Source organism: Sinorhizobium garamanticum, assembly GCF_029892065.1.
Classification (GTDB): Bacteria; Pseudomonadota; Alphaproteobacteria; order Rhizobiales; family Rhizobiaceae; genus Sinorhizobium; species Sinorhizobium garamanticum.
Genome location: NZ_CP120374.1, coordinates 509,052 through 533,081, shown reverse-complemented (window position 1 = coordinate 533,081; position 24,030 = coordinate 509,052). Strand labels below are relative to the sequence as shown.

At 60.9% G+C, this 24,030-nt stretch carries 24 protein-coding genes and 2 pseudogenes; 16 read left to right on the top strand and 10 right to left on the bottom strand.

What is annotated here, in order from left to right; all coding sequences use genetic code 11:
* Nucleotides 1–15 precede the first annotated feature (15 nt).
* The 5 genes from PZN02_RS22435 to PZN02_RS22415 all read right to left on the bottom strand — a co-directional run bounded on the left by PZN02_RS22435 (nt 16) and on the right by PZN02_RS22415 (nt 4,759).
* Nucleotides 16–849 carry a carbohydrate ABC transporter permease gene (locus PZN02_RS22435; RefSeq protein WP_280662869.1) on the bottom strand — a complete coding sequence of 278 codons (834 nt, stop codon included), beginning with the start codon at nt 847–849 and terminating at the stop codon, nt 16–18.
* Nucleotides 846–1,769, bottom strand: coding sequence for a carbohydrate ABC transporter permease (locus tag PZN02_RS22430; RefSeq protein WP_280662868.1), 924 nt, complete (start codon nt 1,767–1,769; stop codon nt 846–848). Before PZN02_RS22430 ends, PZN02_RS22435 begins: the two co-directional genes overlap by 4 nt.
* A gap of 117 nt (nt 1,770–1,886) precedes the next feature.
* Nucleotides 1,887–3,086: an ABC transporter substrate-binding protein gene (locus PZN02_RS22425; RefSeq protein ID WP_280662867.1), complete on the bottom strand. Its 1,200-nt coding sequence runs from the start codon at nt 3,084–3,086 to the stop codon at nt 1,887–1,889.
* Between the two features lie 24 nt (nt 3,087–3,110).
* Nucleotides 3,111–4,076, bottom strand: a complete 966-nt coding sequence (locus PZN02_RS22420; protein WP_280662866.1) for an alpha/beta hydrolase — start codon at nt 4,074–4,076, stop codon at nt 3,111–3,113.
* The gene (locus PZN02_RS22415) at nt 4,073–4,759 is read right to left on the bottom strand and encodes a GntR family transcriptional regulator (protein WP_280662865.1); all 687 of its coding nucleotides are present in this window, start codon (nt 4,757–4,759) and stop codon (nt 4,073–4,075) included. Before PZN02_RS22415 ends, PZN02_RS22420 begins: the two co-directional genes overlap by 4 nt.
* A gap of 100 nt (nt 4,760–4,859) precedes the next feature.
* Between PZN02_RS22415 and PZN02_RS22410 the strand changes: the two genes are divergently transcribed.
* Complete coding sequence (locus PZN02_RS22410) at nt 4,860–5,936, top strand: ABC transporter ATP-binding protein (protein WP_280662864.1); 1,077 nt, start codon at nt 4,860–4,862, stop codon at nt 5,934–5,936.
* Between the two features lie 218 nt (nt 5,937–6,154).
* Here the strand turns inward: PZN02_RS22410 and PZN02_RS22405 are convergent, their stop codons facing one another.
* From PZN02_RS22405 to PZN02_RS22395, 3 genes are all read right to left on the bottom strand, one after another.
* Nucleotides 6,155–6,502, bottom strand: coding sequence for a type II toxin-antitoxin system MqsA family antitoxin (locus PZN02_RS22405; RefSeq protein ID WP_280662863.1), 348 nt, complete (start codon nt 6,500–6,502; stop codon nt 6,155–6,157).
* Entirely contained in the window at nt 6,489–6,884 is a 396-nt protein-coding gene (locus PZN02_RS22400; RefSeq protein ID WP_425336341.1) for a hypothetical protein, read from the bottom strand. Before PZN02_RS22400 ends, PZN02_RS22405 begins: the two co-directional genes overlap by 14 nt.
* A gap of 202 nt (nt 6,885–7,086) precedes the next feature.
* Nucleotides 7,087–8,274, bottom strand: a complete 1,188-nt coding sequence (locus tag PZN02_RS22395) for a right-handed parallel beta-helix repeat-containing protein (protein WP_280662862.1) — start codon at nt 8,272–8,274, stop codon at nt 7,087–7,089.
* A gap of 276 nt (nt 8,275–8,550) precedes the next feature.
* Between PZN02_RS22395 and PZN02_RS22390 the strand changes: the two are divergent.
* The 7 genes and pseudogenes from PZN02_RS22390 to PZN02_RS22360 form a co-directional block, all read left to right on the top strand.
* Nucleotides 8,551–8,640 (top strand): annotated as a pseudogene (locus tag PZN02_RS22390) (type IV secretion system protein VirB1); the annotation flags it as partial.
* A gap of 58 nt (nt 8,641–8,698) precedes the next feature.
* Nucleotides 8,699–8,827, top strand: a complete 129-nt coding sequence (locus PZN02_RS22385; protein WP_280662861.1) for a hypothetical protein — start codon at nt 8,699–8,701, stop codon at nt 8,825–8,827.
* Between the two features lie 45 nt (nt 8,828–8,872).
* Nucleotides 8,873–9,342: pseudogene (tnpA, locus tag PZN02_RS22380) on the top strand (IS66-like element accessory protein TnpA).
* Nucleotides 9,339–9,695, top strand: a complete 357-nt coding sequence (gene tnpB / locus PZN02_RS22375; protein WP_280662860.1) for an IS66 family insertion sequence element accessory protein TnpB — start codon at nt 9,339–9,341, stop codon at nt 9,693–9,695. The pseudogene tnpA and the gene tnpB overlap by 4 nt, the downstream one beginning before the upstream one ends.
* Nucleotides 9,696–9,743: 48 nt before the next feature.
* Nucleotides 9,744–11,318 (top strand): IS66 family transposase, encoded by a 1,575-nt coding sequence (gene tnpC / locus PZN02_RS22370; RefSeq protein WP_280662859.1) that lies wholly within the window; start codon nt 9,744–9,746, stop codon nt 11,316–11,318.
* Complete coding sequence (locus PZN02_RS22365; protein WP_280662858.1) at nt 11,315–11,878, top strand: YecA/YgfB family protein; 564 nt, start codon at nt 11,315–11,317, stop codon at nt 11,876–11,878. Before tnpC ends, PZN02_RS22365 begins: the two co-directional genes overlap by 4 nt.
* A gap of 380 nt (nt 11,879–12,258) precedes the next feature.
* Complete coding sequence (locus tag PZN02_RS22360; RefSeq protein WP_280662857.1) at nt 12,259–12,630, top strand: response regulator; 372 nt, start codon at nt 12,259–12,261, stop codon at nt 12,628–12,630.
* A 368-nt stretch (nt 12,631–12,998) separates the two neighbouring features.
* Here PZN02_RS22360 and PZN02_RS22355 read toward each other — a convergent pair whose 3' ends face one another.
* Nucleotides 12,999–13,127, bottom strand: a complete 129-nt coding sequence (locus tag PZN02_RS22355) for a hypothetical protein (RefSeq protein ID WP_280662856.1) — start codon at nt 13,125–13,127, stop codon at nt 12,999–13,001.
* A 366-nt stretch (nt 13,128–13,493) separates the two neighbouring features.
* On the opposite strand from PZN02_RS22355, the gene PZN02_RS22350 reads away from it, so the two are divergent.
* The 4 genes from PZN02_RS22350 to PZN02_RS22335 all read left to right on the top strand — a co-directional run bounded on the left by PZN02_RS22350 (nt 13,494) and on the right by PZN02_RS22335 (nt 19,218).
* Nucleotides 13,494–13,910, top strand: a complete 417-nt coding sequence (locus PZN02_RS22350; RefSeq protein ID WP_280662855.1) for a hypothetical protein — start codon at nt 13,494–13,496, stop codon at nt 13,908–13,910.
* A 285-nt stretch (nt 13,911–14,195) separates the two neighbouring features.
* Nucleotides 14,196–14,915 carry a response regulator transcription factor gene (locus PZN02_RS22345; RefSeq protein ID WP_280662854.1) on the top strand — a complete coding sequence of 240 codons (720 nt, stop codon included), beginning with the start codon at nt 14,196–14,198 and terminating at the stop codon, nt 14,913–14,915.
* A 162-nt stretch (nt 14,916–15,077) separates the two neighbouring features.
* Nucleotides 15,078–17,918 (top strand): ATP-binding protein, encoded by a 2,841-nt coding sequence (locus PZN02_RS22340; protein WP_280662853.1) that lies wholly within the window; start codon nt 15,078–15,080, stop codon nt 17,916–17,918.
* Nucleotides 17,902–19,218, top strand: a complete 1,317-nt coding sequence (locus tag PZN02_RS22335) for an MFS transporter (RefSeq protein WP_280662852.1) — start codon at nt 17,902–17,904, stop codon at nt 19,216–19,218. The genes PZN02_RS22340 and PZN02_RS22335 overlap by 17 nt, the downstream gene beginning before the upstream one ends.
* A gap of 453 nt (nt 19,219–19,671) precedes the next feature.
* Here the strand turns inward: PZN02_RS22335 and PZN02_RS22330 are convergent, their stop codons facing one another.
* The gene (locus tag PZN02_RS22330; protein WP_280662851.1) at nt 19,672–19,905 is read right to left on the bottom strand and encodes a hypothetical protein; all 234 of its coding nucleotides are present in this window, start codon (nt 19,903–19,905) and stop codon (nt 19,672–19,674) included.
* Between PZN02_RS22330 and PZN02_RS32265 the strand changes: the two genes are divergently transcribed.
* From PZN02_RS32265 to PZN02_RS22315, 4 genes are all read left to right on the top strand, one after another.
* Entirely contained in the window at nt 19,837–20,142 is a 306-nt protein-coding gene (locus tag PZN02_RS32265) for a helix-turn-helix transcriptional regulator (RefSeq protein WP_425336340.1), read from the top strand. The genes PZN02_RS22330 and PZN02_RS32265 overlap by 69 nt on opposite strands.
* Before the next feature lie 251 nt (nt 20,143–20,393).
* The gene (locus PZN02_RS22325) at nt 20,394–21,422 is read left to right on the top strand and encodes a substrate-binding domain-containing protein (protein WP_280662850.1); all 1,029 of its coding nucleotides are present in this window, start codon (nt 20,394–20,396) and stop codon (nt 21,420–21,422) included.
* Nucleotides 21,423–21,491: 69 nt separating this feature from the next.
* Nucleotides 21,492–23,018 carry a sugar ABC transporter ATP-binding protein gene (locus tag PZN02_RS22320; protein WP_280662849.1) on the top strand — a complete coding sequence of 509 codons (1,527 nt, stop codon included), beginning with the start codon at nt 21,492–21,494 and terminating at the stop codon, nt 23,016–23,018.
* 22 nt (nt 23,019–23,040) lie between these two features.
* Nucleotides 23,041–24,030, top strand: coding sequence for an ABC transporter permease (locus PZN02_RS22315; RefSeq protein ID WP_280662848.1), 990 nt, complete (start codon nt 23,041–23,043; stop codon nt 24,028–24,030).

The following is a 24,030-nucleotide window of genomic DNA, read 5'->3' as shown; positions in this document are numbered from 1 at the left end:
CCTCTTTCATGAGCGTCACCCCTTCACCGCGCCCTGCGTCAGTCCGCCGATCAGGCGGCGCTGGACGAGGAGGAAGAGGATTGTTGCCGGCATGGCGCCCACCACCGCGCCGGCAGCGAGAAGGCCCCATTCGATCTGGTACTCGCCGATCAGGGTCTGGATGGCGACGGTGACGGGCCGCACATTGCGGCCGCCGAGCGTCAAGGCGTAGAGATATTCGTTCCAGGCGGTGATGAAGATGTAGATGCCGGTCGAGATGATGCCGGGCATGGTGAGTGGCAGAACGACGCGGCGAAGCGCCGTCAGCCGCGAGCAGCCGTCGATCATGGCCGCCTCGTCGAGGCTCTTCGGAATCGCGCCGACATAGCTCGTCATCATCCAGACGGCGAAGGGAATGGCGACCGTCGCATTGGCGAGAACGAGGCCGAAATGCGTGTCGAGGATGCCGATCCGCCGCATCAGGATGAAGAGCGGCAGGATGAGCAGCACGACGGGGAACATGTTGATCAGCAGGAACTGCAGCATCAGCAGCTTGCGGCCGGTGAAGCGGAAGCGCGAGAAGGCATAGGCAGCGGTCACAGCGACCGCCAATCCGAGCGCGACCGTGCCGCAGGCAATGATCAGGCTGTCCAGCATGTTGTCGAGAAAGGACGTCTGGCGCAGAAGCCGCGCATAATTGTCGAGGCTCCAGCCGGCGGGCGAAACCGAGACGCCGGTGGCGTTGAGCGTCGCCGTCGGCGTGAGCGAGGTCAGGACCATCCAGGCGAAGGGCCCCATCGCGAAGAGCACGATCAGGAGCACCGGCAGGTCCGTGGTGAGGATGCGACGTATGGTGCCTGGCCCGTTCATCGTTCTACCTCGCGCATGGTGCGGGCCAGATAGGCGGCGACGACGGCCCCGAGCAGGATCGTGAAGGTCACGGCGATCGCAGTGCCGTAACCGAAGTCGAGATTCTGTCGGGCGCGGATGAAGGCATAGAGCGGCAGCGTGTGGGTGGCATAGCCCGGTCCGCCTCCGGTCATGACGAAGATCACGTCCATCGAGTTGGCGACCCAGATGACGCGGAGCAATCCCGCCGTCGCCAGCACCGGTGCGATGCCGGGCAGGGTGATGTGGACGAATTTTCGCCATGGCGTCGCCCCGTCGATGGCGGCGGCCTCATAATGGCTCTTGGGAATGCCCTGGAGCCCGGCGAGGATCATCACGGCGAAAAAGGGAAAGCCCTGCCAGGTGAGTGTCGCGATGATCGCGTAGAGTGCGAGGTCGGGATCGGCAAGCCACGGCACCGCGGACTGCACGATGGAGAGGTGGATGAGGACGTCGTTCAGCACGCCGGTATTGGGATCGTAGATCCAGCGCCACATGAGAGCGATCACGACGCTTGGGAGTGCCCACGGAATGATGATGAGCGCGCGGGCCAGCCCACGCCAGGGAAACTCGCGGTTGAGGAGCAGTGCCGTCACCAGGCCGAGACCCATTTGTAGCGGCACGGTGAGGCCGATCCAGATCGCCGTGTTTGCGAGCGCCGTCCAGAAGATGGGGTCGACGAACAGCTTCACATAGTTACCGAAGCCGACGAAACGGCTGGCATTCGGCTTCCACAGGATCATGTCGTAGAAGCTGGTGACGACTGCCTGCAGCATCGGAAAGAAGACGATGAAGAGCGTCACGAGCACTGCGGGCGCCAGTAGCATGTAAGGCATCAGCCGCACGCTCCAGGGCGTGGGGATGGCGATATTGGTTGGGTGGCGGGCGATTGTCACGGTCATGCGGTCATATCCCGGCCGGTGAAGGCTCTCGAAATTGGTCCGGCCGCCGGTGTTCGGCCGGACGTGAATTCGGAGGTCGGGACTGCCCGGTGTCCCGGCCAGTCCCTGGGCAGGACATCATTGCGCGAAGAGAGACTCGAGCTGTTGCATCATCTGCTCGGAGGTGATTTGGCCCGTCAGCGCCTGCTGCATCGTGGTCTGCCAGGCGGTGTTGACGAACTCCGAGGTCGCCGTGTTCGGGGGTAGAACACGCGCGAAGGGCAGCGACTGCACGGTGGCGTCGACGAAGCGGCGTTCATGCAGGTCCCAGTTCTCCGAGCCGCTCTTGGTCACGGTCAACTGGCCGGTCGCCTTGTTGAACTCCACGTTGTTCTCGGCCTCCGCGAGGAACGAGATCCATTTCCAGGCTGCGTCCTTGGCCTCGGACGAAGAGAAGATCGCCAGCGACTCGTCGCCGTAGGACGTCCAGCGGCCGCCGCCGCATTCCGGAACGGGCACGGCGGAGACCTTGTCGCCGAGAGCCGTCACCATGTCCTTGGACGAGCCGATGTGATGGATGGTCATCGCCGTCGTGCCGTTCTTGAAGGCGCCGGTGATTTCCTGGAAGCCGTCGTTCGGAGCCGACGGCGGGATCGCCTTGTCCTTCTGGAAGAGGTCGATCAACCATTGGTTGGCAGCGACCGCCTGCGGCGTGGTGAGACCGCCGGGCTCGAGCTTGGCGCCCTGCGACAGCACGAAGGCGCCCCACTGGTCCCAGCCGCCCTTGCCGCCGCGAAGGCCGAAGCCATAGGTATCGGGCGCCTTGGTCAGCTTGATCGCGGCATCGCGGAACTCGTCGCAGGTCGTTGGCGGCTTCAGGCCAGCCTGCTCCAAGAGATCGGCGCGATAATAGAGGTAGAGCACCACATACTGGACCGGAAGATAATATTGCTGGCCGTCCGGACCTTTGTTCAGTTCGAGAAGATTGTCGAGCAGGTCCGCCTTGCCGGACCAGGCGTCGATACGCTCGCCAATTGGTTCGAGCGCACCCATTTCGATCAGCCGCGGCTGGGCGAAAAGCTTGACCATGGCCGCATCGGGCGCATTGCCGCCGACCAGCGCGGTGTAGAGATTGTCGTAGTAGCTGTTCCACGGAACATTTTCCGCTTCAATCTCGATACCGGGATTGGCGGCCTCGAACTTGGCGACCAGCTCGTCCATCGGGTTTTCCGGATTGTCGAAATGGTACCAGAAGCGAACGGTCTCCGCCGATGCGGCGCTCGCGACCAGCGAGACCGCAAGCGCGGCGCCAATGGTGAATGTCCTCCAGATTTTCATTGTCTCCTCCTCTGAAAATCGAACTCAGGTGGTTGCGGCCATTCGAGCGGCCGCTCGCCCGGCCTCGGCCAACGCCTCCCGCGCTGCCGCAAGATCGAGGGTATTTTGCAGGAAGCCATGCGTGACCCCGGGTATGACGGTCGCCGTTTCGCTGCGGCCGAGCGCGCGAAGGCGTACTTTGAGGGCGAGGGTGTCCGACAGCAGGGGATCGACGCCCGCGGCCATGAGGTGAAGCGGGGGGAGGGTGGCGAGCGCGGCGTCTTCGGCCAGGAGCGGGCAGGCCAAAGGGTCGGTGGAGACATCACGATCGCCGACATACCAGCGCCAGTAGCGTTGCATCTTGCCCGCGGTCAGTCCCGGTCCGTTCTCGAATTCCCTGTAGGAAGCGGTCGCGAAGTCGCCCGCATAGGTGCCGTAGAAGAGAAGCCCGCCCGCCACCGGCGGCAGTCCGATCGCCTGCTCGTGCAGCATCGCGGCGAGCGCCAGATTGGCGCCGGCGGAATCGCCGGCAAGGATCAGTGGACCGGCTTCCAGGCCAGAAGCCTTCATAAGAAGGGGGGCCTGCCGGACCGTCGAGATCACGTCCCTGAGCCCGGCCGGGTACGGGTTTTCCGGTGCCAGCCGATAGTCCGGCAGCAGAACCGGCAGGCCGGATTCGAGCGCCAGCACTCGCGCGCAGCGCTCATGCGTTTCCGGGCTGCAGAAGGCGAAACCGCCGCCATGGACGAAGACGATTGCGCCCGCTCCAGGGCGATCAGGCACCAGGACCTTGACGCGCACCCTCTCGGAGCCAAGCTCTGCGATCGGCTCGATCCATGCCTGCGCGGCGCGTGCCATCGCAGGCAGCTCGCGGTTCCAGCGGCGGTTGCTTTCCTCGGACAACAGCCGTCCTTCGGCAGGTGGCATCAGGGTCGGGTCGACCTGAGCGAGGGGGGTAAGCAGCTCTGCCATTTCCGGCGAGAGGCGCGACATGTTCGTCGTGTCGTTCATTGGCTGGCATCCGGAAAGACGTCCGGTCCCAGATCGACGATCGTCGCGATGTGATGGCTGAGCGCCGCGCTCGTCCTGGCGAGGTCGCCGCTCTCGATCGCATCGATGATCGGGCCGTGGCGTTGAGCGGTCGCCGTGAGATCGCGCGGCGTCGTGCTGCGCGAGATCTTGAAGCGATGGTTATGGACGAGGCAGCGGTGCAGGATCGGATCCAAGGCCGGCAGACGCGCGTCCTGGAAGATGCGGCGGTGAAAGTCCCGGTCGAAAGAGGCAAGCTCGAGCTCGTCGCCGGCCCTGGCGGCTTCTACCATCTCTGCGAGCAGTGCGCGGAGGTCCGAGACGAGGTTGCGGCTCGGCGCCTGCAGCACGCGGACGATGCCGTTGCATTCGATCTGCTGGCGCACGCGGAACATCTCGACGGCCTCGGCCTCCGTGCATTCGGAGACCTGCGTGCCGCGATGGCCCTGACGGCGCACGAGACCCTCTTCCTGCAATTGAAGCAGCGCTTCGCGAACCGTGCCCTGGCTGCAGGAGAAATGGGCCGCCAGATCCAGCTCCGTCAGCGCCGTCCCGGCCGGCAATACGCCGAGCATGATGTCCCGCTTCAGCGCATTGAAGGCTGCCGTCGACTTCGCCGGCTTGCCGGCATTTCGACCATGCGGCCCTGCGGGAAAATAAGTCATGGATGCGACCTGTGGAGTTGCCAATCGTCGTGTGTATCATTATTGATATTGATATCGATAATAAAGGTCAAGGACCGATTGGCCTGGTGGAGGAAAATTCGTGACCGCTATCGCGTTGAGGCAGATCCGGAAAACCTATGGCTCGCTGCAAGTCATCCATGACATCGACATCGAGATCGCGAGCGGAGAATTCCTCGTGCTGGTTGGCCCCTCCGGCTGCGGCAAATCCACCCTGCTGCGCATGATCGCGGGGCTGGAGGAGATCTCCGGCGGCGTGCTCGATATCGGCGGCAAGGTGGTGAACGCCCTGCCGCCTTCCGATCGCAACATCGCCATGGTGTTCCAGGACTATGCGCTTTATCCGCACATGAGCGTGCGCGAGAACATGGCCTTCGGGCTCAAGATGCGCCGAGCCGACGAGGAGACGATCAAGCGGCGCGTTTTGCAGGCTGCCGATATCCTCAAGATCCAGCCTTTCCTCGATCGCCGCCCGGCCCAACTTTCCGGTGGTCAGCGCCAGCGCGTCGCCATGGGGCGCGCGATCGTGCGCGAGCCGTCCGCCTTCCTGTTCGACGAACCGCTCTCCAATCTCGACGCCGCCTTGCGCGTGGAGATGCGCCTGGAGATCGCCAAGCTGCACAACCGAATGAAGGCGACGACCATCTATGTCACCCATGACCAGGTGGAGGCGATGACACTTGCCGATCGGATCGTGGTGCTGAATTCCGGCGCCATCGAGCAGATCGGCCCGCCGCTCGACCTCTACCATCGTCCGGCGAGCCTCTTCGTCGCCCGCTTCATCGGCAGTCCGACCATGAACACCATGCCGGTGGATGTGGTTGGCGACGGTACCGGCCGGCGCACAATTCGCCAGAGTGGCCGCGAGTTGCCCGCTTCGGGCATCGGTCTGTCGCAGGACGGGCCCGCGATCCTGGGCATCAGGCCGGAGGACCTGTCACCCTGCCTGGCGGAAGATGCCTGGTTCAGCGGCAAGCTGGCGGTCGCCGAACGGCTGGGCAGCCAGACCTACGGCTATGTTGAAATCGGCGAGGGACAGATGCTCACCGTCGAATTCCCGCGGAATGCCACGATCCGGGTGGGTGAACAGATTCACTTGCGCGGCAATCCGGAGACATTTCATCTCTTCGACGCCAGGTCGGGCCTCCGCCTCAGCTGACCGGGACCGCCGCGCAACCGCCGGACTCGGCGGAACGTGCCCGATGGGGTTGCCGTCCTCTTTGAAGGAGCAGGTCTCGGAAGCCCTTACATGTCCGGCGTGACGCTGGCCGAACGGCTCCGCCGCGAGAGGTCGTAACCGAATAGGGGTTCTGAGCCTCGAATGTCGCATAACATCTCATTGGGAACCGCGTTGCTCCACGCTGGCATCATGAGCGACTAGGCCACGCGTTGACGGAGTTCCTCGATCAGCTCGGGATGGTGATCCAGTAGACGTAACAACTGGCTGGTCGGGCCGCTTGGCTCGACCAGCCCCCGCTCGTACTTGTCGAAGGCATTTTCCCCAACCTTGAGCAGGCCGCCAGCCTCACGCTGAGACAGTTTCAGTTTCTTCCGTACTCTTTTTATAGTGGCAGGCGAGGGAATGCCTTCGAGCGCCTCCTTCAACGCCCTTAAGGCCGCGTCGGTAACGGCCATGTCGTCACCCACATGAATACCTTCGTCACCGTTTTCCGGATGGTATCCCGGTAGTTCATTGGTTTTGCTCTTGCCCCTATAGATAACCACGAAGGGGCGCATCCCCCGGCGTAGCGTCTCGCCGGTCTCGGGGGAGACCATCGTGTCGGGCAGATCCCTTTTCGATACTAGGACCTCCTGCGATCTTGATGTTGCGGCCCTTCAGAATCACATGAGCAAAGTCACGATCGAACACGTTCCGAGCCGTGCTCAGGCTCATCGCCGGATAAGATCCGAGCTTTTCTTGATCCATTTCTGGTCGCGCCATTGCTGGGGCCATCCGGTCTGCAGTTACGCGGGTTGGCATCGGCTTCATAACGAGGACGAGCCGGCCGGTGCCATGGCCTTCACCATCGATGAGGTTTAACTGCTTGCCGCTCTCTTCGACTTGTTTCAGCGCGCGGCGAATTTCTCCATTCGTGAGGCTTGGCACTTGGCTCTCCCGTCGGCTCTGAAGTGGGGTCGCCAGACGGGTTCCTGGGGTCGCCGACTTGGGTCAGAAGGGTGCTCGATCCCCCAAAAAAAATGCCACGGCATCCTGTAGTGCGACAACTCAGAAAACGTATGTGATTCAATGGTAGAAGCGTAATTGACCGCGACTGGAAATCGACGAGTAGGATGGTTGTGGATGATCATCATCGTCCGACTATTGCAACATTGCCACCTATGTCATTCGTAGGATCGTCGTTCCGAATGAGATCTCTCGGGCCGCCTTGAAGTTTGTTGCCACGGACGACGTTGTGCCGGGCGAGGTCCAGGTTGCTCGCGCTGCTGCCAAAAGGAAAGGCAGGATCCTTGAAGCAATAATTGCGCTTGCCGTTGCGAGAGTTCAGCCAGACGGCGGGCTTCAGGAAGTACAACGAGCGATAGCGAAACGTATTGCCAATGATCTGATTGTATTGTGGTTCCTGATGTCGGATAACGCCGCCTTCACCACAATTTCGGTAAAGGTAAATACCGCCGTTTTCGGCCTGTCCGAAGACATTATTGGTGATCCTGTTGCGGGCTGAACCGTCGATGGCAATCAACTCGCGCTTCTCTGTAGCGATCGTGAACAGGTTGTTGCTGATGTTGTTGTTGGCGGACTCAGCGTCAAGGTAGACTGCGACTGACGTCGACGTGCCACCGATCCTGGTGTCGACCAACGCTGCCCCTGTTACGCCAGGGCCAACGTAAAAGGGAATGCCGCCGGGCGCATCGAAGGCCACGTTTTCAACACGCACGTCCTTCGGAGCGGATGCTTGAGCGAATGCCGTGTGATGGGCGTTGTGGGACGACAGTCTCATTGCCTCACCGTTGGCGTTTTCACCAAGTCCATAAACGCGAACGAATCCCTTAATCTTGCAATTGCGCACCGTCACGCCAGAAGGCGCGTCCCAAGTCCCAGAACCGGTTCTTCTAGAGCGAACGACGATCGCGGTTTTTTCTTTCCGGGAGCGCCCCGCGCTGACGTCGAGTGTAGCTCCGTTGCAGTCCAGCAACGATCCGGAAGCGCCGCTTCCTTCGAAGACAAGTGGGTGAGTGATAACATTCGCGGAGGACAAACGGATGCTGCAAGTCAAAGAAATGGGCTCAGAACCGGACGCCAAGAGCGCGGTGACGACGACTTCGCCGCAACGCGGTTTTGCAGTACGGTTTTGAGCGACCGATGCGTTCGGAGCCGCCGGTTGAACTAACTGCATGGAACTGTCCTTGGGAGCGGATTTTCGTGCCGGCGGGTGGCGAGGAACCTCCACCACCGTTTCGTCCGCGGCTGTGGCAAGTTCGCTTTGGCAGAGGATTAGGCTGATTGCGGTCAACGCTGGTATCAGCTTCTGATGCATTCCGAGTCCCAATCAGTGCTCCGGCATTCACGTTCTGTAGATCCGCAAGAAAACGAAGCGGGCTGCGCTTGCGATTTCAACTAGACCACCCAACGTTCTTACGGCCTTGTTTATTTGTATGTCCAGGGTCGCGGGCGGGTCAGGAGCGCACGCCGATGGCGTGGGTAAATCGAGACGATAGCAAATCCGCTACCGCCTTGCCGCGCTGACGATAGGGCAGGTGGCTTCGGCACCCCGAGGGCGATGGTGCACCTTCGCGTGAGGCTGTTCGTTCTGGCAAGCGTCCCATCCTGGGATGTCTTCAAATCGCGACGGAGATCTTCCGTCCTCGTCTTCCAAAACGAACAATCGGAGCAATCTGAATGAGATACAAGGCCGTAATCCGCCGCGTTGCCGCGCCCTCCTGATGGCTTGCGTCTTGTCGATGGGCGCGATCGAGCCAGCATTCGCGCAGGCGACCGGCGGCATCGAGAGCGTCCTCGAAAACATCGTCACCATGCTGACCGCGTGGCCAATCGTGAGCGCGACGAACACCCCACCTTTCCTTTTGTGATTGAGGCCGCGAGATAAGCTCCTTCATCGATAGGAGCGGAACGGGATGGTTGGAGATCGCGCTGATGCCATGCTTGAAGTCATGGATGAAGGCATGGATGAAGCCAGGCATGACGGAAAATATCGTCGGATCGAGGTGATCACCGGTCGGCGGCAGCGGCGGAATTGGACTGACGAGCAGAAGACGCGGATCCTTGCGGAGAGCGCCGAACCCGGAGTGAACATCTCGGCTGTTGCCCGGCGCTGGGGCGTCAATCGCGGTTTGCTGAACGTCTGGCGTCGGGAAGCCGGGCTGACCTCTCGTCGATCTGCCAAGGCCTGCGCGCAGCAGGCGGTGTTCGTGCCGGTGACGTGGTTGGAGATCGAACGCTTCACGAGGGCTCGCGGTCGGATGTCGCCCCCGTGGCCGCTGGTCGAATTGAGATCGAGATTGCCGGCGCGCGCCTGACCGTGATCGGCTCGGTGGCGCCCGAGTTGGCGCAAGCGGTAGTAGCGGCGTTGCGAGGTCGCCGGTGATCGGTCTTTCGCCGAATGGCGTGAAGATCATGGTGGCGACGCGGCCTGTCGACTTCCGGCGCGGCATGAATGGCCTGGTGGCATTGGTGGCGTCAGCCCTTGCGGCCGATCCTTATTGTGGCGACGTGTTCGTGTTCCGCGCCAAGCGTTGCGATCGCCTTCGCTGCATTTACTGGGACGGGTCAGGCATGATCCTGGCGACGAAGTGGTTGGAGCAGGGCAAGTTCGTTTGGCCACCGATCCGCGATGGCGCGATGCAGATGAGTAGCCAAGAGTTCTCGCTTTTGCTGGCCGGTATCGACTGGACTCGGGTCAAGCGAAACGCCGTAAAGCGGCCAACGAAAGCGGGCTGATCCTATTGGTTTTGCTTGAAGATTCAGGATCATGTGCTAGGGTCTGCCATGCCGCTTCGACCCGACCCTTTACCTCAGGATGCCGCGCAATTGAGCCGGATCATTCTCTCGCTTGATGCAGAGAATGCCGACCTCAAGGCGCGCGTTGCCTTCCTGGAGCGGCAGCTCTTTGGGCCGAAATCGGAGAAGATGACGGCGATCGACCCGACGCAGGCGACGCTTGACCTTGGCGATCTCAGCGACATTCCCGAGGCGGCCAATGACGATGTTGCACCCGTGGCTGAAGGGCCAAAGCAGGAGCGACGACCGCCGTCGCGCAACATCGGTCGTTTGCCCAAGCACCTCCCACGGTATGAAGAGCTCATCGAGCCGGAGAGCAAGATTTGCCCGTGCTGCTCGTTCGAGCTTCATTGCGTCGGCACGGACGTCAGTGAGGCGCTCGACATCGTGCCGGCGGTTGTCCGGGTGAAGCGGACGATCCGGCCGCGCTATGCATGCCGGGCCTGCGAAAGCGTCATTGTGCAAGCGCCCGCGCCGGCGCGCGTGATGGACGGCGGCATGGTGACCACGGCCTTTGCAGCCCATGTCGCCGTTTCGAAGTTTGCCTGGCATCTGCCGCTGCATCGCCAGGCGCAGATGCTTGCCTCCTGCGGCGTGATCATCGATCGCGGCACGCTTGGCGCCTGGGTGACGCGGGTCGCCTGGTGGCTCGAGCTTCTCTACGATGCGCTTACCGCCTTCATCCGCTCCCAGCCAAGGGTATTCTGTGACGAGACGCCGCTTCCGCGGCTCGATCCGGGGCGCAAACGCACCAAGCTTTGTCAACTCTGGGCGCAGGCGGTCGACGATTGGCCATGGAATGGTCCGGCGCCGCCGGCGGTGGCCTATACTTTTGCCGAAAGCCGCAGCGCTCGCGAGGTCGAGGGGCAACTGTCGTCGTTTGCCGGCGTGCTTCAGGTTGACGGGTATCAAGCCTATAAAACCTTGGCCAAGCGCCGGGGGAAGAGCAATGTCGCCCCCATGCGGCTGGCCTTCTGCCTTGCTCACGCACGACGCAAGTTCGTCGATGTCGTCAAGCTGACCGGCTCTTCGGAGGCGCTGTCGATCCTGGCCAGGATCGCCGAGGTCTATCGCATCGAGGCGAAACTGCGCGGCGAAAGTGCCGATACCCGGCTCGCGATACGGCGTCGCGAGACAGCACCCATCATGAGAGAACTGAAGGTCCAGCTCAGCGAACTGAGCGAAGAGGTGTCGGCAAAATCGGCGCTGGGCAAGGCCGTCTCCTACGCGCTCAATCACTGGAGCGGGCTGGCAGCCTTCCTGGAGGATGGCCGGATCGAAGTGGACTCCAATGTGGTCGAGCGTTCGATGAAATCGGTGGCTCTGACGAGGAAGAACTCGTTGTTCGTGGGCAACGAACGCGGTGGCAAGTCCTTCGCGGTCCTGGCATCGCTCGTCAACACAGCAAAGCTTAACGGCGTGGATCCTGAAATCTGGCTTGCCGATGTGTTGGAACGCATCATCTCCGGCAAAGTGAAAGCCGACCGGATGGAAAGCCTCTTGCCGTGGGCTTGGAAGGCCGAACGCGAGGACATTGCAGATCAGGAGCGACGGGCGGCATGACACAGAACAGCCAGGGGACGACGGCACGACCGAAGCTCGATGATGAGGCGTTCGAAGCCTTCATCAGGGCGCGCCGTCCAGTATCTCCGATCTGGTCGATGAGTGGCCTTGACGGCTATCTCACGGCTCTCATCATCGGCCCGAGGTTTATCGACCCACGTCAGTGGATCCCGGAGCTGACTGGCCCGGAGGCGCTGAACCTGCCAATGGAAACAATCGAGCATCGGGCCGTGCAGACCATCGTTGCGGAATACAACCGGATATCGGCGAGCCTCGCCGAAACGCCGAAAGACCACCGGCCCAGGTTCACCAGGATCGATGATCTAACTTTCGATGCCATGGACTGGGACGTCTGCTTTCTGATAGGAACCGGGTTCGCCCCCAAGCTGTGGCGGCCCGTCATTCGCGGCCATGCCGTCACCGGCGATATCATCGCGCCAATCCGCAAACTCAGCGAGACTAAAGGGCCCACCACCCACGAGGATGCTGCTGCCGTCGGCGAAGCGCTCGTCAACATCCGAAGCTACTTCATGCCAAAGCGGGCAAAGCAGAAGTTCTGAAAAAAGCGCTACTGCCATTCCGTCAATGCCGAAAGCAGTGGGCCGTTCGTCGCGCTCACGGCCAATCCCCTTCCGACCATCGGAAGCGGTATCGGTGACGACATGTGACCGATTTTCCGGGGCGCGCTCCGGAAGACCGGTCACGGCGCAAACTAGGGAAGATTCAAACGGCACATTTGGTTGACTGCAGCAGGCAATCGAACCCCTGTGGCCGGACGATCGGGACCAACGCCTCCGGTATAAATTGAGAGGAATGACTTCCTCCTCGGAACTGCGACACACAGCAAACGTTGGTTTACATGTTCGTTTAGCGACCTTTGATATAGTGAAGGGGTGAGTTGGCGTCATCGCTCTTTGCGACAACCACTCTCCGAGGATCAATGCAGTCAGAAACACAGAAACCAGTTGCTATTATCGATGACGATCCCTTTATACTCGAGTCACTGCGTGATCTCTTTGAGTCGATGGGGATGAAGAGCACTACGCACACCTCCGCCGACGCGTTCCTGGCGTCCGGTGATTTGCGCGGCGTGCATTGCATCCTGACCGATCTGAAAATGCCGGGCACGAACGGACTTGATCTGTTGCAGAAGGTTATCGCGGAAGGTGGGCCGCCTGTGTGTATCATGACGTCTCTTACGGACAGCCACACGGAGGCCGCGGCTCAATCACGGGGCGCGGCAGGCTTCCTTCGAAAGCCGATAAGTTCCGCCCAGCTTCTCGGCTTTGTCTCCAGTTGCCGCAGCAAGTGAGCCAAGCCGGTGTTCGGCTGGCCGCTCATCCTAGAGGCTCCAAAAGACGCAGTAGAGTGCTCTGAAGCGAACGCGCACCGAGACTGGTCGGATTCTCGCGCCTAGCGCATTCGAAGCGCGACCTGTTCAATGAGCAGCAGTTCGCTCGACTGTGCTTGCCGACACGAACGTATATTTTGGAGCCTGGGCCGGCATAGCCGCAATAACGCCCTTGATCCGGTAATAGGCAATTGCGAGCGCATCATCGTCTATTGGTAGTGCATGTGGGGATCGTTCCCCACCCCTCGATCTTGCGTCAATGCAAACCAAGGCTCGCGTGGTTTTGCGCACCGCAGTTCCTGGTTCCGGTGCAAAACGTGATGGCGGACTTAGACGCGTTGCCCGACAAGGGCGCGCGCGGCGCTCTGCAGAAGCTGCGCGAACGACTGCTGCCCGATCCCGTCTGCCGCGTTGAGCAGGGCAATCAGTTCGTCTGTTGCCGCCTCTGCGAGCGTCATTTCCCTCAAGCAACAAGCATTGCATTGCGAGGCCGGGGTCGATCGAGGTGCCGGGGCGGGACCGGCTCCGAGATAAGCTTGGCGCTGACTCACGCGCCGTCGACGCAGACGCCCACGCATAGTGTTTTTCCCTAAGGGGTCGAGCATGAGATCCTCCGAAGCGGTCGTTATCATCGGATCATAGCGACGGGCCGCCCTGGGGCACACTAAACTTGAGTACATCTTCGTATGAGTATCGGTATTCGCGACGCCACTACCGGAAGCGATCGGCGATGAGGATGCACTCGCAATGGAAATAAACTCACAGTAGCCGCAGCTTAACCAAATTTAACGTCTCTTAACATGTGATCGCACGCGCCCTGACTTATGTTCGAGCCAATTCGTTTCAACGGTCCTCCGGTAATGAACCAATCGTCCGCAGATATATTGCGACAGCCAGCAGAAATCGCTCCCGCTGTTCAAGCATTTGTTGCCGCCGTCAATGACGGCAGCTTGCCGGATGTCATCAACGCCTTTCTGTCCGACGCAATCGTTAACGATCAACTCGTGGAGTACGAGGGGCACCATGCAATAGGGGTTTGGGCCCGCAACGATCTTCTCGCCCAGCGCACCCGAATGTCCGTCATCCGATGCAGGACACGTCCGACCGGCGTCGTCCTGACCGTTGAAATGACCGGTGACTTCGATGGTTTGGGCTTGCCGGAACCATTGGTTCTTTCGTGCTATTTCTCGCTTAGCGATCGGAAGATCGATCAACTCATTATTCTGCGGAAAGACCTTTAGTCCTGCTCAGCGCGTGCGATCCGCCGCCGTTCACTCGCGCGACAGCTCCTTTTCAGAAGTTTGCGCCTGTTCGGCACCGCAACTCGTTTTACATCGTTCGAGCGCGATCCCGAACTTGTCGTGAGCTGCAAGCGCATGATGCATGCACAGTTGGTGTCCCTAACACCACCGAAGTGCTCCCAACGAGACTTAGCCTTTAACAACAAATCTAAACTCGCGGCGATGTGATCTGCGGAACAAGATGACCAGGCAATCATCGACACTCCAAGTTTGAAGGAAGTTTCCATGCATCTCCAGAAGGCTGTAGAAGCGAAGCGTCCCGGCGCCGGCAGACACCCGAAGGTATTCCTCCTTGATGCCGACCATCAGACCATACATTCGTTGACCGAGCTATTCCTCGACATGGGTCTGGATGTGATGGCCTGTGGGGACGCTGGTGAACTGATGGAGAGCATCGAAAGCCACGAACCCGGCATCGTTGTCTTGAACAGCCTTCTGCCGGAAGGGCCGGGACTCGACGTGCAGAAGCAGCTCCTGGCAAGCGACGTCGAAATGCCGATCATCTTCCTTAGCCAGGAGCATGACGTCCACACATGCGTGCAGGCAATGAAGGCCGGCGCAATTGATTTCTTGCTGAAGCCCATCGACAAGTACGCGCTTTTGCGCGCGCTGGATGCCGCGCTCGTCAAAGAGGAATCGGGCCGACGCATCGCCGAGATACGGCGCAAGGTCCTCAATTGCGCCAGGACGCTTACCCGACGCGAGCGTGAGGTATTCGATGGGGTGACGAGGGGGCTGATGAACAAGCAGATCGCATACGATCTGGGCATCAGCGAGATCATGGTGAAGATCCATCGTGGCAATATGATGCGCAAGATGCAGGCGCGGTCCTTGGCCGATCTCGTCCGGATGTCCGAGCTGGTGGCTGCCGCAAATTCCCGCAAGCAGGTCACCGAGGAACGATTGTTCGCAAGAGAATCAAAGCGAGCAGGCTGCACCCGCTAACGGCAATTTCTCGCCGCGCCACCTATACCTTGGTTTGCGTCGTCTAAGGTTCCGATCGCCAGTAGTGTCTTAGCTGCCGCGCCCTTCAGGCGCGGTGAGGCTCCTTGCCGCCAGCCGGCTATTTGGGGCAGCGCTGCACGAATGGAGACATCGGAGCCACGGATGGCCTTCAGATTCGGACCCTTCCGCATCGTTCCGGCGGAGCGGGTCGTAGAAAAACACGGCGAACGTGTTCAGATCGGTAGCCGTGCCTTCGATTTATTGCTGGTGCTTGTGGAAAACAGTGGCGAGGTAGTCAGCAAGAAGCAGCTTACCTCTCGTGCGTGGCCCGATACCGTGGTCGACGAGGTAAGCTTGCGGGTTCACATCTCCGGGCTGAGGAAAACACTTGGCAAAACGCCGCTGGGCACTCCCTACATCACCAACGTGTCCGGCCGCGGCTACATGCTCGTCGTACCTGCGGAACGGGACGACGCCCCCCCGCAGCTGCGGCCCGTTCGCGCGGCGGCAATGGCTGCGAGCTTGCCGCCTCGTCTGTTCCGCATGGTTGGCCGCGACCAGTGCGTGCGTGAAGTCGAAGCGCTGCTTGGCGAGACACGATTTGTGAGCATCGTCGGCGTAGGTGGCCTGGGCAAGACCACTGTCGCCGTGGCAGTGGCTCACGAACTCCGTGAACGGTTCGATGACGGTGCCTTCTTTGTCGATCTCGCTTCTGTCTCTGATGGCGAATTGGTTCCTTCCACGATCGCTTCACTCTTTGGAATTTCGGTCACGGCGTCTGATCAGGTTCCCAGCCTTGTCTCCTTTCTACGACAAAGGCGGGTCCTCGTTGTCCTGGACAATGCTGAGCACCTTATCGACGACGTTGCCGTTCTGGCCGAAAGAATTTTCGAGCATTGCCCCGGCGTCCACATCCTGACAACCACGCGTGAGGCCCTGCGCGTCGAGGGCGAACACATCTATACCCTTGCGGCACTTGAGATCCCTCCGCTCGAGGCGGGACGCGGCTCGCGGGATATTACGGACTACTCCTCCGTCAGGTTGTTCATCGATCGTGCCTTCGCGAGCGGCGGTCGGCGCGAACTGGAAGAGCCGGAAGCGCAGATCGCCGCTGAGATCTGTCGCCGTCTGGACGGAGTAGCACTCGCCATTGAGCTTGCGGCGGGCAGGGCGGCGACGCACGGAGTTGCTGGCGTTCTTGATCTGCTCGACCGCCGGTTCGGTCTGCATTGGCAAGGACGGCGAACGGCGCTTCCGCGTCATCAGACGCTCGCGGCATTGCATGACTGGAGCTACAACCTTCTCGATGACGACGAAAAGCTTGTCCTCAGGAGGGTTGGTTGTTTCGCCGGCCCATTCACGAACGAGGCAGCCCGTACGGTTGTCGGGGATCAGTGGCCGGTCACCCGGATAATCGATGCGCTTTCTGAAAAGTCTCTCGTTTCCCGGGTGGTGGGACCGGACGGCAGAATAGCCTACCGCCTTGCCGAAACGACGCGCGCATATTGCGTTGACAAACTTCGTACGGCTCCTGACGAACAAACGAAGGTTTCGGCTGCGCATGCTTTGTACTACACCGAACTCCTAGAGGGTCTGGTGGGCGGACGGGATTTCTTTCGCGTGACAGGCCTGACGGCCATCAAGCCCGAACTGCTCGGAAACATACGGCAGGCGTTGGAATGGTGCTTCAACGGCGGCGACACGAAACTCGGGGTGCGGTTGGTCGCGAGTTCGGTTCCCTTGCTACTCGAGCTTTCTCTGCTGGCGGAATGCCACAGCTGGGCTTCGTTGGCCGTCGAAGTCATGCCGCCGGAACTGGTTGGCACGCTTCAAGATGCCACCATCAACCAGGCATTGGCGATATCAGGCATCATCGTGCGAGACGCACAGGGGAAAGTGAAGCAAGCCTTCGCCAGAGCGTTGGAGATCGCACGGGCGCTGCAGCATAAGCGCCTCGAGCTCGATATCCTCGCCGGCATGAACATCTTCGTCATGAGAGCTGGCGATTGTTACGCCGGATCGGAGTTGGCGATCGAATGCGAACAAGCCGGGCAGGGCATAAACGACGGCGACGTCCGAGCCCTCGTCAGTTGGATAAAGGGGATCGCGTACAGCTACGCCGGTGAATGCGGCGCTGCCATTCGATGCTTCGAGCTTGGTTGTGCGCAGGACGCGCCGCCTGGGCTCGATCTCAACCTGGTGGTCTTCACGCAGCGGATAAGGGCCATCGTACAATATGCCCGATGCCTCATGGTCCAGGGTTCTGCTTCTTTGGCGAAACGAACGGCGGCGCGAGCCGTCCAGGACGCTACCGCATACGGGCATCCGATCCCTCGTTGCATTGCCCTTGCCTACGCCGCTTCGACATACATCTGGAAGGGTGACTGGGATGATGCGATCTCGCTGGCGGATGAGCTCGCCACGGTCTCTCAACAACACTCGCTGACCGCTTTCCACGCCGTGAGCACTGGTTTGAAGGGCGAACTTGATGTTCGCAGGGGACTCCCTTCTGAGGGAATTAGGCAATTGCGTGAAGCCCTTGCCATCATGACCGCGGAGAACCATCACCACATGGTCGTCAGCTTTCTTGCCGCGCTTGCCGAAGGACTGGCGGACACCGGCGAACATGCCGAGGCCCTGGTCACCCTGGCCCGCGCCATGGCGCGCGCCGAAGAAAGCGGCGAGATGTTCCAGATGGTGGATATGGTCGGATTGAAAGCGTCGATCGAATTGTCGACCGGGCCTCACGAAGCGGCGTCGATAGTCCCTGTGATGGAAGCCTTGGCGCTAGCACGAAAGGAAAATGCCTTGACACTGGAGTTGCGCATTGCACTGAGAGCGGTCAGGGACGAGCAATCGGCGGTCGTTCAGTCATCCCAACTGGCCCAGGAAATCAAGTCGATCATCTCGCGTTTCGGAAGCGTCCAAGATACGCAAGACTTGCGTATCGCTGGAGCAATTTTGTCGAAGTCCAGGATCGGACGTGATGCAGCGGCCGGTTGATCATTCGGAGGTTCTAGCAACGAGCCGATCGAGGTTCAGGCTGCTTGCAGCCGCCGTACTGGGCAATGTGTGCGAGTTTTTCGATTTCACAAGTTACGCCTTCTTCGCGGTAATGATCGGGAAGGCCTTCTTCCCTTCCGACAGCCCATATGCATCCACACTACTGTCCCTGGCGGCATTCGGGGTCGGCTTCGTGGCACGTCCATTTGGAAGCTTGCTGATCGGCCGCTACGCCGATCGATCAGGACGCCGCCCGGCGCTCCTGCTCACGATCCTAATGATGGCCGGCGGAACACTGATGATCGCAGTGACGCCAGGCTATGAAACGATCGGCTTTGCTGCGCCACTGCTTATCGTTATCGCCCGCCTTCTCCAAGGGGCTGCCCTTGGTGGGGAACTAGGTCCTGCAACAGTCTATCTCTTCGAGGTATCTTCCGTCACGACGCGGGGGATCTGGACCAGTTGGCAACCCGCCAGCCAAGGCCTGGCCACGATGCTGGCCGGCGCAACGGGCGCGTTGCTGGCTACGAGCTTGAATGAAGAGGAGTTGCTTCAGTGGGGATGGCGCATCCCGTTCGTGCTTGGCATGGTGATCGTTCCAATCGGCCTCTATCTGCGGCGAAATCTGCCGGAGACGATGCCCCTTCCTCGACGGGAATGGCGCCCTTCGACACATTCGGCCTTCGGCCGGAGACCTGGAATGAAGTTGCAGATCGCAATTTTCGCCCAGATAGGCTTCGGAACCATATCGATCTATCTCACCACGTATATGACCACATTCGCAACGCAAACACTCGGCCTTTCGCCCAGTGTTGCGTTCTATAGTGCGATCGTCGCCGGCCTTGCCGTCTTTGCTAGTTCTCTTATAGGCGGCTGGGCGTCGGATCGCTTCTCGCGGCGCATCGTGATTGCTGCCCCGAGATGTCTCATCGTCCTGGTAGCTATCCCGATGTTTTCGGCAGTCGTCAGCAGCCAGGACATACTGCCGCTCATGCTTCTCAGTTTCGCGCTGCCGTTCCTTGCGATGATAAGCGGCGGTGCAAGTTTCGCCGCCATGATTGAGGCGCTTCCGGTGGGCTACCGCAGTACCGGCCTTGCAACCGCCTACGCCTTGGTGGTGACGCTCCTTGGCGGTACCGCTCAGTTCGTTGTGACCTGGCTGATTGCTGCAACGGGCGACGGTTGCGTTCCGGCCTATTATTTGATCGCTATCGGCGCGCTGAGCACGGCGACATTGCCTTGGCTGCAAAATGAGGGTCTCGCTAGCGCTGAAGCGGCAGGCATTTTGCAGTCGGATTGAAACACCTGGATCGCCCGCCGAGCCAAGGCTCAGGCTCCGGTGTAGTCGCCGCGGCACTCCGGATCTTAAAAAAGTGGGGCCGTTTCTTTCTGAGCAAACGGCCCTCAGGTAACCGGCGTTGGCGGTCGTGTCGCGGGGAGGCGACCGTGCCACCGCAATCATCACTTCAAGGAGGGAACGTCGGCGAGTGATGATGTCACGGAGTTTAGCGACCCTCGGGCGTCTGCGTGAGTATACATGCGTTTAGTCTGGCGCCCGGTCTTCGACCGCTCCTCGTATTCTTGCTGCGGTGTCGCTCAAGCGGATGGATGCGATGGGAATAGACGCAGAACTGCTTTTCCGCGTGTCGAGCCCTGCCGAACGCATGGCGGCACGCAAAGCGACGAACTGCAGATGGATATTATTCGCCCGCGATCCGGGAGCCGCCAGTTCCGCCGACGACTGCTGCACGACTCAGATGTATGCTCCGGTCATGGCCTTTGAAATATCCCAGAGGCGCCGCGCCGCAACAGGATCGATCGCCCAACTCGCCACACCCCTGCTGCCCAGTTCACCATTACAGGGGCCGGCGACGTCGAAGTCTTCCAGATAGAGGCCTCCAAGGCCATCCAACCAGCGATGCAGGCCATTCATGCCGAACCGGCGCGCGCCTGGACGGTGAGTGAGTTGGCGCGCATCGCCGGGCAATCGCGCTCCGGCTTTGCGGCCAGATTTCATGACCGGATGGGGCGCTCGCCAATAGACTATCTCGCGCGCTGGCGCGTGCGACTGGCAGCCGCCCGGCTGCGTAGCAGCGGGGCCCCAATATCGGCCATCGCAATGGAAGTCGGTTCTGCGACGGACAGCGGATTCAGCGCCTTGTTCCGCAGAGTGATGGGCATGTCGCCGCGTCAGTATCGGAACCGGAGCAAGGCGGACGACTGACCCGCACCGTCCGGGCTTCTTCGCACCCGTCCAGGAGCGCGAGAGGAGGATGGGACCGGTGAAGGAAGTCCCAGAGTGAATTGCAGTGTCCGTGAATTTTAATTCACTCCGTGAATTATATTGACAGGCAATGAGCTTTGCGTTTAGCTGCCCATACCGGACTTCGAGGAGGAAATCCGGTCTTCACTGAGATCGGCGTCGGTTCGGCGCCCTCGGGCTTTTTGGAGGGGCTTCGGCCTCGAGGAGGACACTTGCGCACTTTTTTCAGCACGACCGCAATGGCGGTCCTTGCGGCAACGCTTTTTGCCGGTTCCGCAGCCGCCGAGACGGAGAAACCGTTCCGCTGCAAGCCGGGCGAAAAATACGTCATGAACGTCATGGTCTCGGGCGTCGAATACTGGTTCCCGGTCTATGAAATGTTCAAGCAGGCGGGCCAGCAGTTCGGCTGCGAGACGGAATATACGGGCACGCCGGAATATGACGTCAACAAGCAGATCGCCACCTTCGACCAGGCACTGGCACAGAACCCGGCCGGCATTCTCGTCCATCCGATGAACTCCGACCCCTTCATCGAGCCGATCAACCGCGCGATCGATCAGGGCACGGCGGTGGTGACCTTCGCGGCCGACTCGCCGCTCTCCAAGCGCGTGTCCTTCATCACTTCGGACAACACCCGCGAAGGCATCTATGCCGCCGATGCAATCGCCGAGAAGATGGGCGGCAAGGGCGAGTATGCGGTTCTGGAAAATCCGGGTCAGGACAACCACGACAAGCGCATCGCGGCCTTCATCGGCCGCATGGAGGAGAAGTGGCCGGACATGAAGCTCGTCGGCCGTGCCGCCTCCAACCAGGATCCGACCAAGGCCTATCAGGGCCTCAACAGCATCATCCAGGCCAACCCGAACCTCGGCGCCGTCTTCATGCCAGAGGCGAATTCGGCAATTGGCGCCGCGCAGGCCAACAAGGAAAGCGGCGGCAAGGTCCTCGTCATGTGCGCGGACGTCAACGCCAATATCCTCGACATGATCAAGGCTGGCGAGGTCTTCGGTTCGATCAACCCGAACCAGGGCATGCAGGGCTATATGGGCTTCATGTTGCTTTGGCTAGCCAAGCATCCGGAGCTGATCGATCCGATGAACGACGCCAAGCGCTCCGGCTTCAACCCTATGAGCATCCCGGTCGTCGACAACGGCCTCTCCATCGTGACGGCGGAAAATGCCGACGACTTCTATTGGGACAAGTACCTGAAGCGTCGCGGCACGAAGGGTATCGAGGAGTAAGCTCCGGATTAGCGCCATCCGCGCCTCACGGTGCGGATGGTCTCAGGGATCAGGGAGGAGAGGAACACGATGGCGGAGCCTGTGCTCACCATTCATGGCGTCACCAAGTACTTCGGGTCGGTGAAGGCGCTGACGGATGTCGACTTCACGCTCGAACGCGGCGAGGTCCATGCGCTTTGCGGCGAGAACGGCGCCGGAAAGTCGACGCTGATGAACATCATCGCCGGCGTGCTGGAGCCGACCGCGGGCGAGATCCGCGTGGACGGCAAGGTTGTGCGAATCTCCTCGCCTGCCGTCGCCCAATCGCTCGGCATCGGCCTCGTGCATCAGGAAATCGCGCTCTGCCCGGATGCGACGGTGGCCGAAAACATGTTCATGGCGGCGACCAACCGTCGCCATGAACTCTTCATGAATTACCGCGCGCTCGAACGCGACGCGCAGGCGGTGATAAACCGGCTTGCCGCGATCGACGTCCGTCGCAAGGTTGTGGACCTGCCGGTTTCCAGCCAGCAGCTCGTCGAGATCGCCAAGGCCCTGACGCTCGATTGCCGCGTGCTGATCCTGGACGAGCCTACCGCGGCGCTCACCGAAACCGAGGCGCAGCAGCTATTTTCGATCATCCGCGACCTCAAGGCGAACGGCATTTCGATCATCTATATCAGCCACCGCATGGCGGAGATTTTCAGCCTATGCGACCGGGTTACCGTGTTCCGCGACGGCCGATACGTCTGCACCGATCGCATCTCCGATATCACGCAGGACGACGTGGTACGCCGCATGGTGGGGCGCGAGATCACGCAGCTCTACCCGGAAAAGCTCGGGCCGGATGAGGCGTCTGGCGAGACGATCTTTGAGGTGGACAGCATCGGTGACGGCGAGCGTTTCCATCGGGTCAGCTTCGCGCTGCGCAAGGGCGAGATCCTCGGCATCGGCGGCCTGATCGGCTCCGGCCGCACGGAAATCGCCGAGGGCATCTGCGGGCTCCGGCCACGCACCGTGGGCACGGTACGTCTGCGTGGCAGGGCGCAGAAGCTCAATTCCTACTCCGATGCCGTGAGGGTCGGCATCGTCTATCTGTCGGAAGACCGCAAGGGCGCTGGGATCTTTCTGGAGATGTCGATCGCGCAGAACATGTCCGTGCTGGATCTCAAGTCGCTGACCAATTCCGCTGGCCTCATGAACGCACGTGCGGAGGCCGCGCTTGCCGAGGATTTCGCCCGGCGTCTTGCGGTGCGCATGGGCGGTATCGAGGCACCCGTAAAATCGCTCTCCGGCGGTAACCAGCAGAAGGTCGCGATCGCCAAGCAGCTCGCGGTGAAGCCGAAGGTCATCCTGATGGACGAGCCGACACGCGGTATCGATGTCGGCGCGAAGGCGGAGATTCACCGGCTGCTGCGCGAGCTTGCGCGCTCAGGCATCGGCATCATCGTCATCTCTTCGGAAATGCCGGAGCTGCTCGGGCTCTCGGACCGCGTGCTCGTCGTCCGGGAGGGGCGCATCGCCGGTGAGCTCGGCGCCGCCGAGATGACGGAGGAGGCTGTGATCCGCCTCGCCTCGGGGGTGGGAACGACAAGGGTGGCGGGCCATGCCGCGTGACGAGAAAGTGGGAGGGACGGGAATGGCAATCGACACGATGGTGGCAGGCGCGCCTAAGACATCATCCTGGAAACGCATCGGCACGATGCGCGAGGCGGGGCTGATCGCGATCATCCTCGCACTTTGCGTGATAATGAGCTTTGCCTCGCCGCACTTCCTGACGCTCGGCAATTTCCGCGCCATGCTGATGAGCTTTTCCGTCGAAGGCATCGTCGTCGTGGGAATGACGATCCTGCTCATCGTCGGCGGCATCGACCTCGCGGTCGGCTCCGTGGTCTGCTTTGCGATGGTGCTCTCGGGCTCGCTCTTCCTCGCCGGGCTCGATCCCTGGACGGCCTCTCTCGTCGGCATCGCCGCGAGCAGCGTGATCGGCGGCGTCATGGGCCTCTTCGTGACGGTCGTGGGCCTCAACCACTTCATCACGTCGCTCGCCGCCATGGTGATCGTGCGCGGGCTTTGCCTCATCGTCACAAAGGGAACGCCGCTTTCGCTCTTCACGCTGCCGGCGGGCTTCAAGGCGGTGGGGCAGGGCACGTTTTACGGCGTACCCTATGTCATCCTAATCTTCGTCGCTGTCGTCATCCTGTTCGATTTCCTGCTGCGCCGGGCGACCGCCTTCCGCAAGGTTTTCTACACCGGCAGCAACGAGAAGGCGGCGCTCTATTCCGGCATCAAGACCAATCAGGTGAAATTCTGGGTGACGGTGCTCTGCTCCACGCTCGCCGGTGTCGCTGGCGTCATTTACATGTCCCGCTTCGGCGCGGCGACCCCCACCTTCGGCGTCGGCATGGAACTCAACATCATCGCCGCGGCGGTGATCGGCGGCGCTTCGCTGAATGGCGGTTCAGGCACAATACTTGGCGCTATCCTCGGCATCGCCCTTCTCTCAGTCGTCACCAGCTCTCTGATTTTGCTCGACGTTTCGGTCTATTGGCAGGACATGCTTAAGGGGTGCATTCTGCTCGCTGCCGTTTCCATCGACCATTTCCTGCAAAAGCGGAAGGCCGCCTGA

Coding starts and splice junctions, on each gene's coding strand:
- PZN02_RS22350 (WP_280662855.1), top strand. CDS start 13,494: ATGTTCGAGCCAATTCGTTTCAACGGTCCTCCGGTAATGAACCAATCG.
- PZN02_RS22435 (WP_280662869.1), bottom strand. CDS start 849: ATGAACGGGCCAGGCACCATACGTCGCATCCTCACCACGGACCTGCCG.
- PZN02_RS22415 (WP_280662865.1), bottom strand. CDS start 4,759: ATGACTTATTTTCCCGCAGGGCCGCATGGTCGAAATGCCGGCAAGCCG.
- PZN02_RS22395 (WP_280662862.1), bottom strand. CDS start 8,274: ATGCATCAGAAGCTGATACCAGCGTTGACCGCAATCAGCCTAATCCTC.
- PZN02_RS22430 (WP_280662868.1), bottom strand. CDS start 1,769: ATGACCGTGACAATCGCCCGCCACCCAACCAATATCGCCATCCCCACG.
- PZN02_RS22420 (WP_280662866.1), bottom strand. CDS start 4,076: ATGAACGACACGACGAACATGTCGCGCCTCTCGCCGGAAATGGCAGAG.
- PZN02_RS22340 (WP_280662853.1), top strand. CDS start 15,078: ATGGCCTTCAGATTCGGACCCTTCCGCATCGTTCCGGCGGAGCGGGTC.
- PZN02_RS22360 (WP_280662857.1), top strand. CDS start 12,259: ATGCAGTCAGAAACACAGAAACCAGTTGCTATTATCGATGACGATCCC.
- PZN02_RS22320 (WP_280662849.1), top strand. CDS start 21,492: ATGGCGGAGCCTGTGCTCACCATTCATGGCGTCACCAAGTACTTCGGG.
- PZN02_RS22355 (WP_280662856.1), bottom strand. CDS start 13,127: ATGACGCTCGCAGAGGCGGCAACAGACGAACTGATTGCCCTGCTCAAC.
- PZN02_RS22335 (WP_280662852.1), top strand. CDS start 17,902: ATGCAGCGGCCGGTTGATCATTCGGAGGTTCTAGCAACGAGCCGATCG.
- PZN02_RS32265 (WP_425336340.1), top strand. CDS start 19,837: ATGCAGGCCATTCATGCCGAACCGGCGCGCGCCTGGACGGTGAGTGAG.
- tnpC (WP_280662859.1), top strand. CDS start 9,744: ATGCCGCTTCGACCCGACCCTTTACCTCAGGATGCCGCGCAATTGAGC.
- PZN02_RS22315 (WP_280662848.1), top strand. CDS start 23,041: ATGGCAATCGACACGATGGTGGCAGGCGCGCCTAAGACATCATCCTGG.
- PZN02_RS22425 (WP_280662867.1), bottom strand. CDS start 3,086: ATGAAAATCTGGAGGACATTCACCATTGGCGCCGCGCTTGCGGTCTCG.
- PZN02_RS22365 (WP_280662858.1), top strand. CDS start 11,315: ATGACACAGAACAGCCAGGGGACGACGGCACGACCGAAGCTCGATGAT.
- PZN02_RS22385 (WP_280662861.1), top strand. CDS start 8,699: ATGGGCGCGATCGAGCCAGCATTCGCGCAGGCGACCGGCGGCATCGAG.
- PZN02_RS22345 (WP_280662854.1), top strand. CDS start 14,196: ATGCATCTCCAGAAGGCTGTAGAAGCGAAGCGTCCCGGCGCCGGCAGA.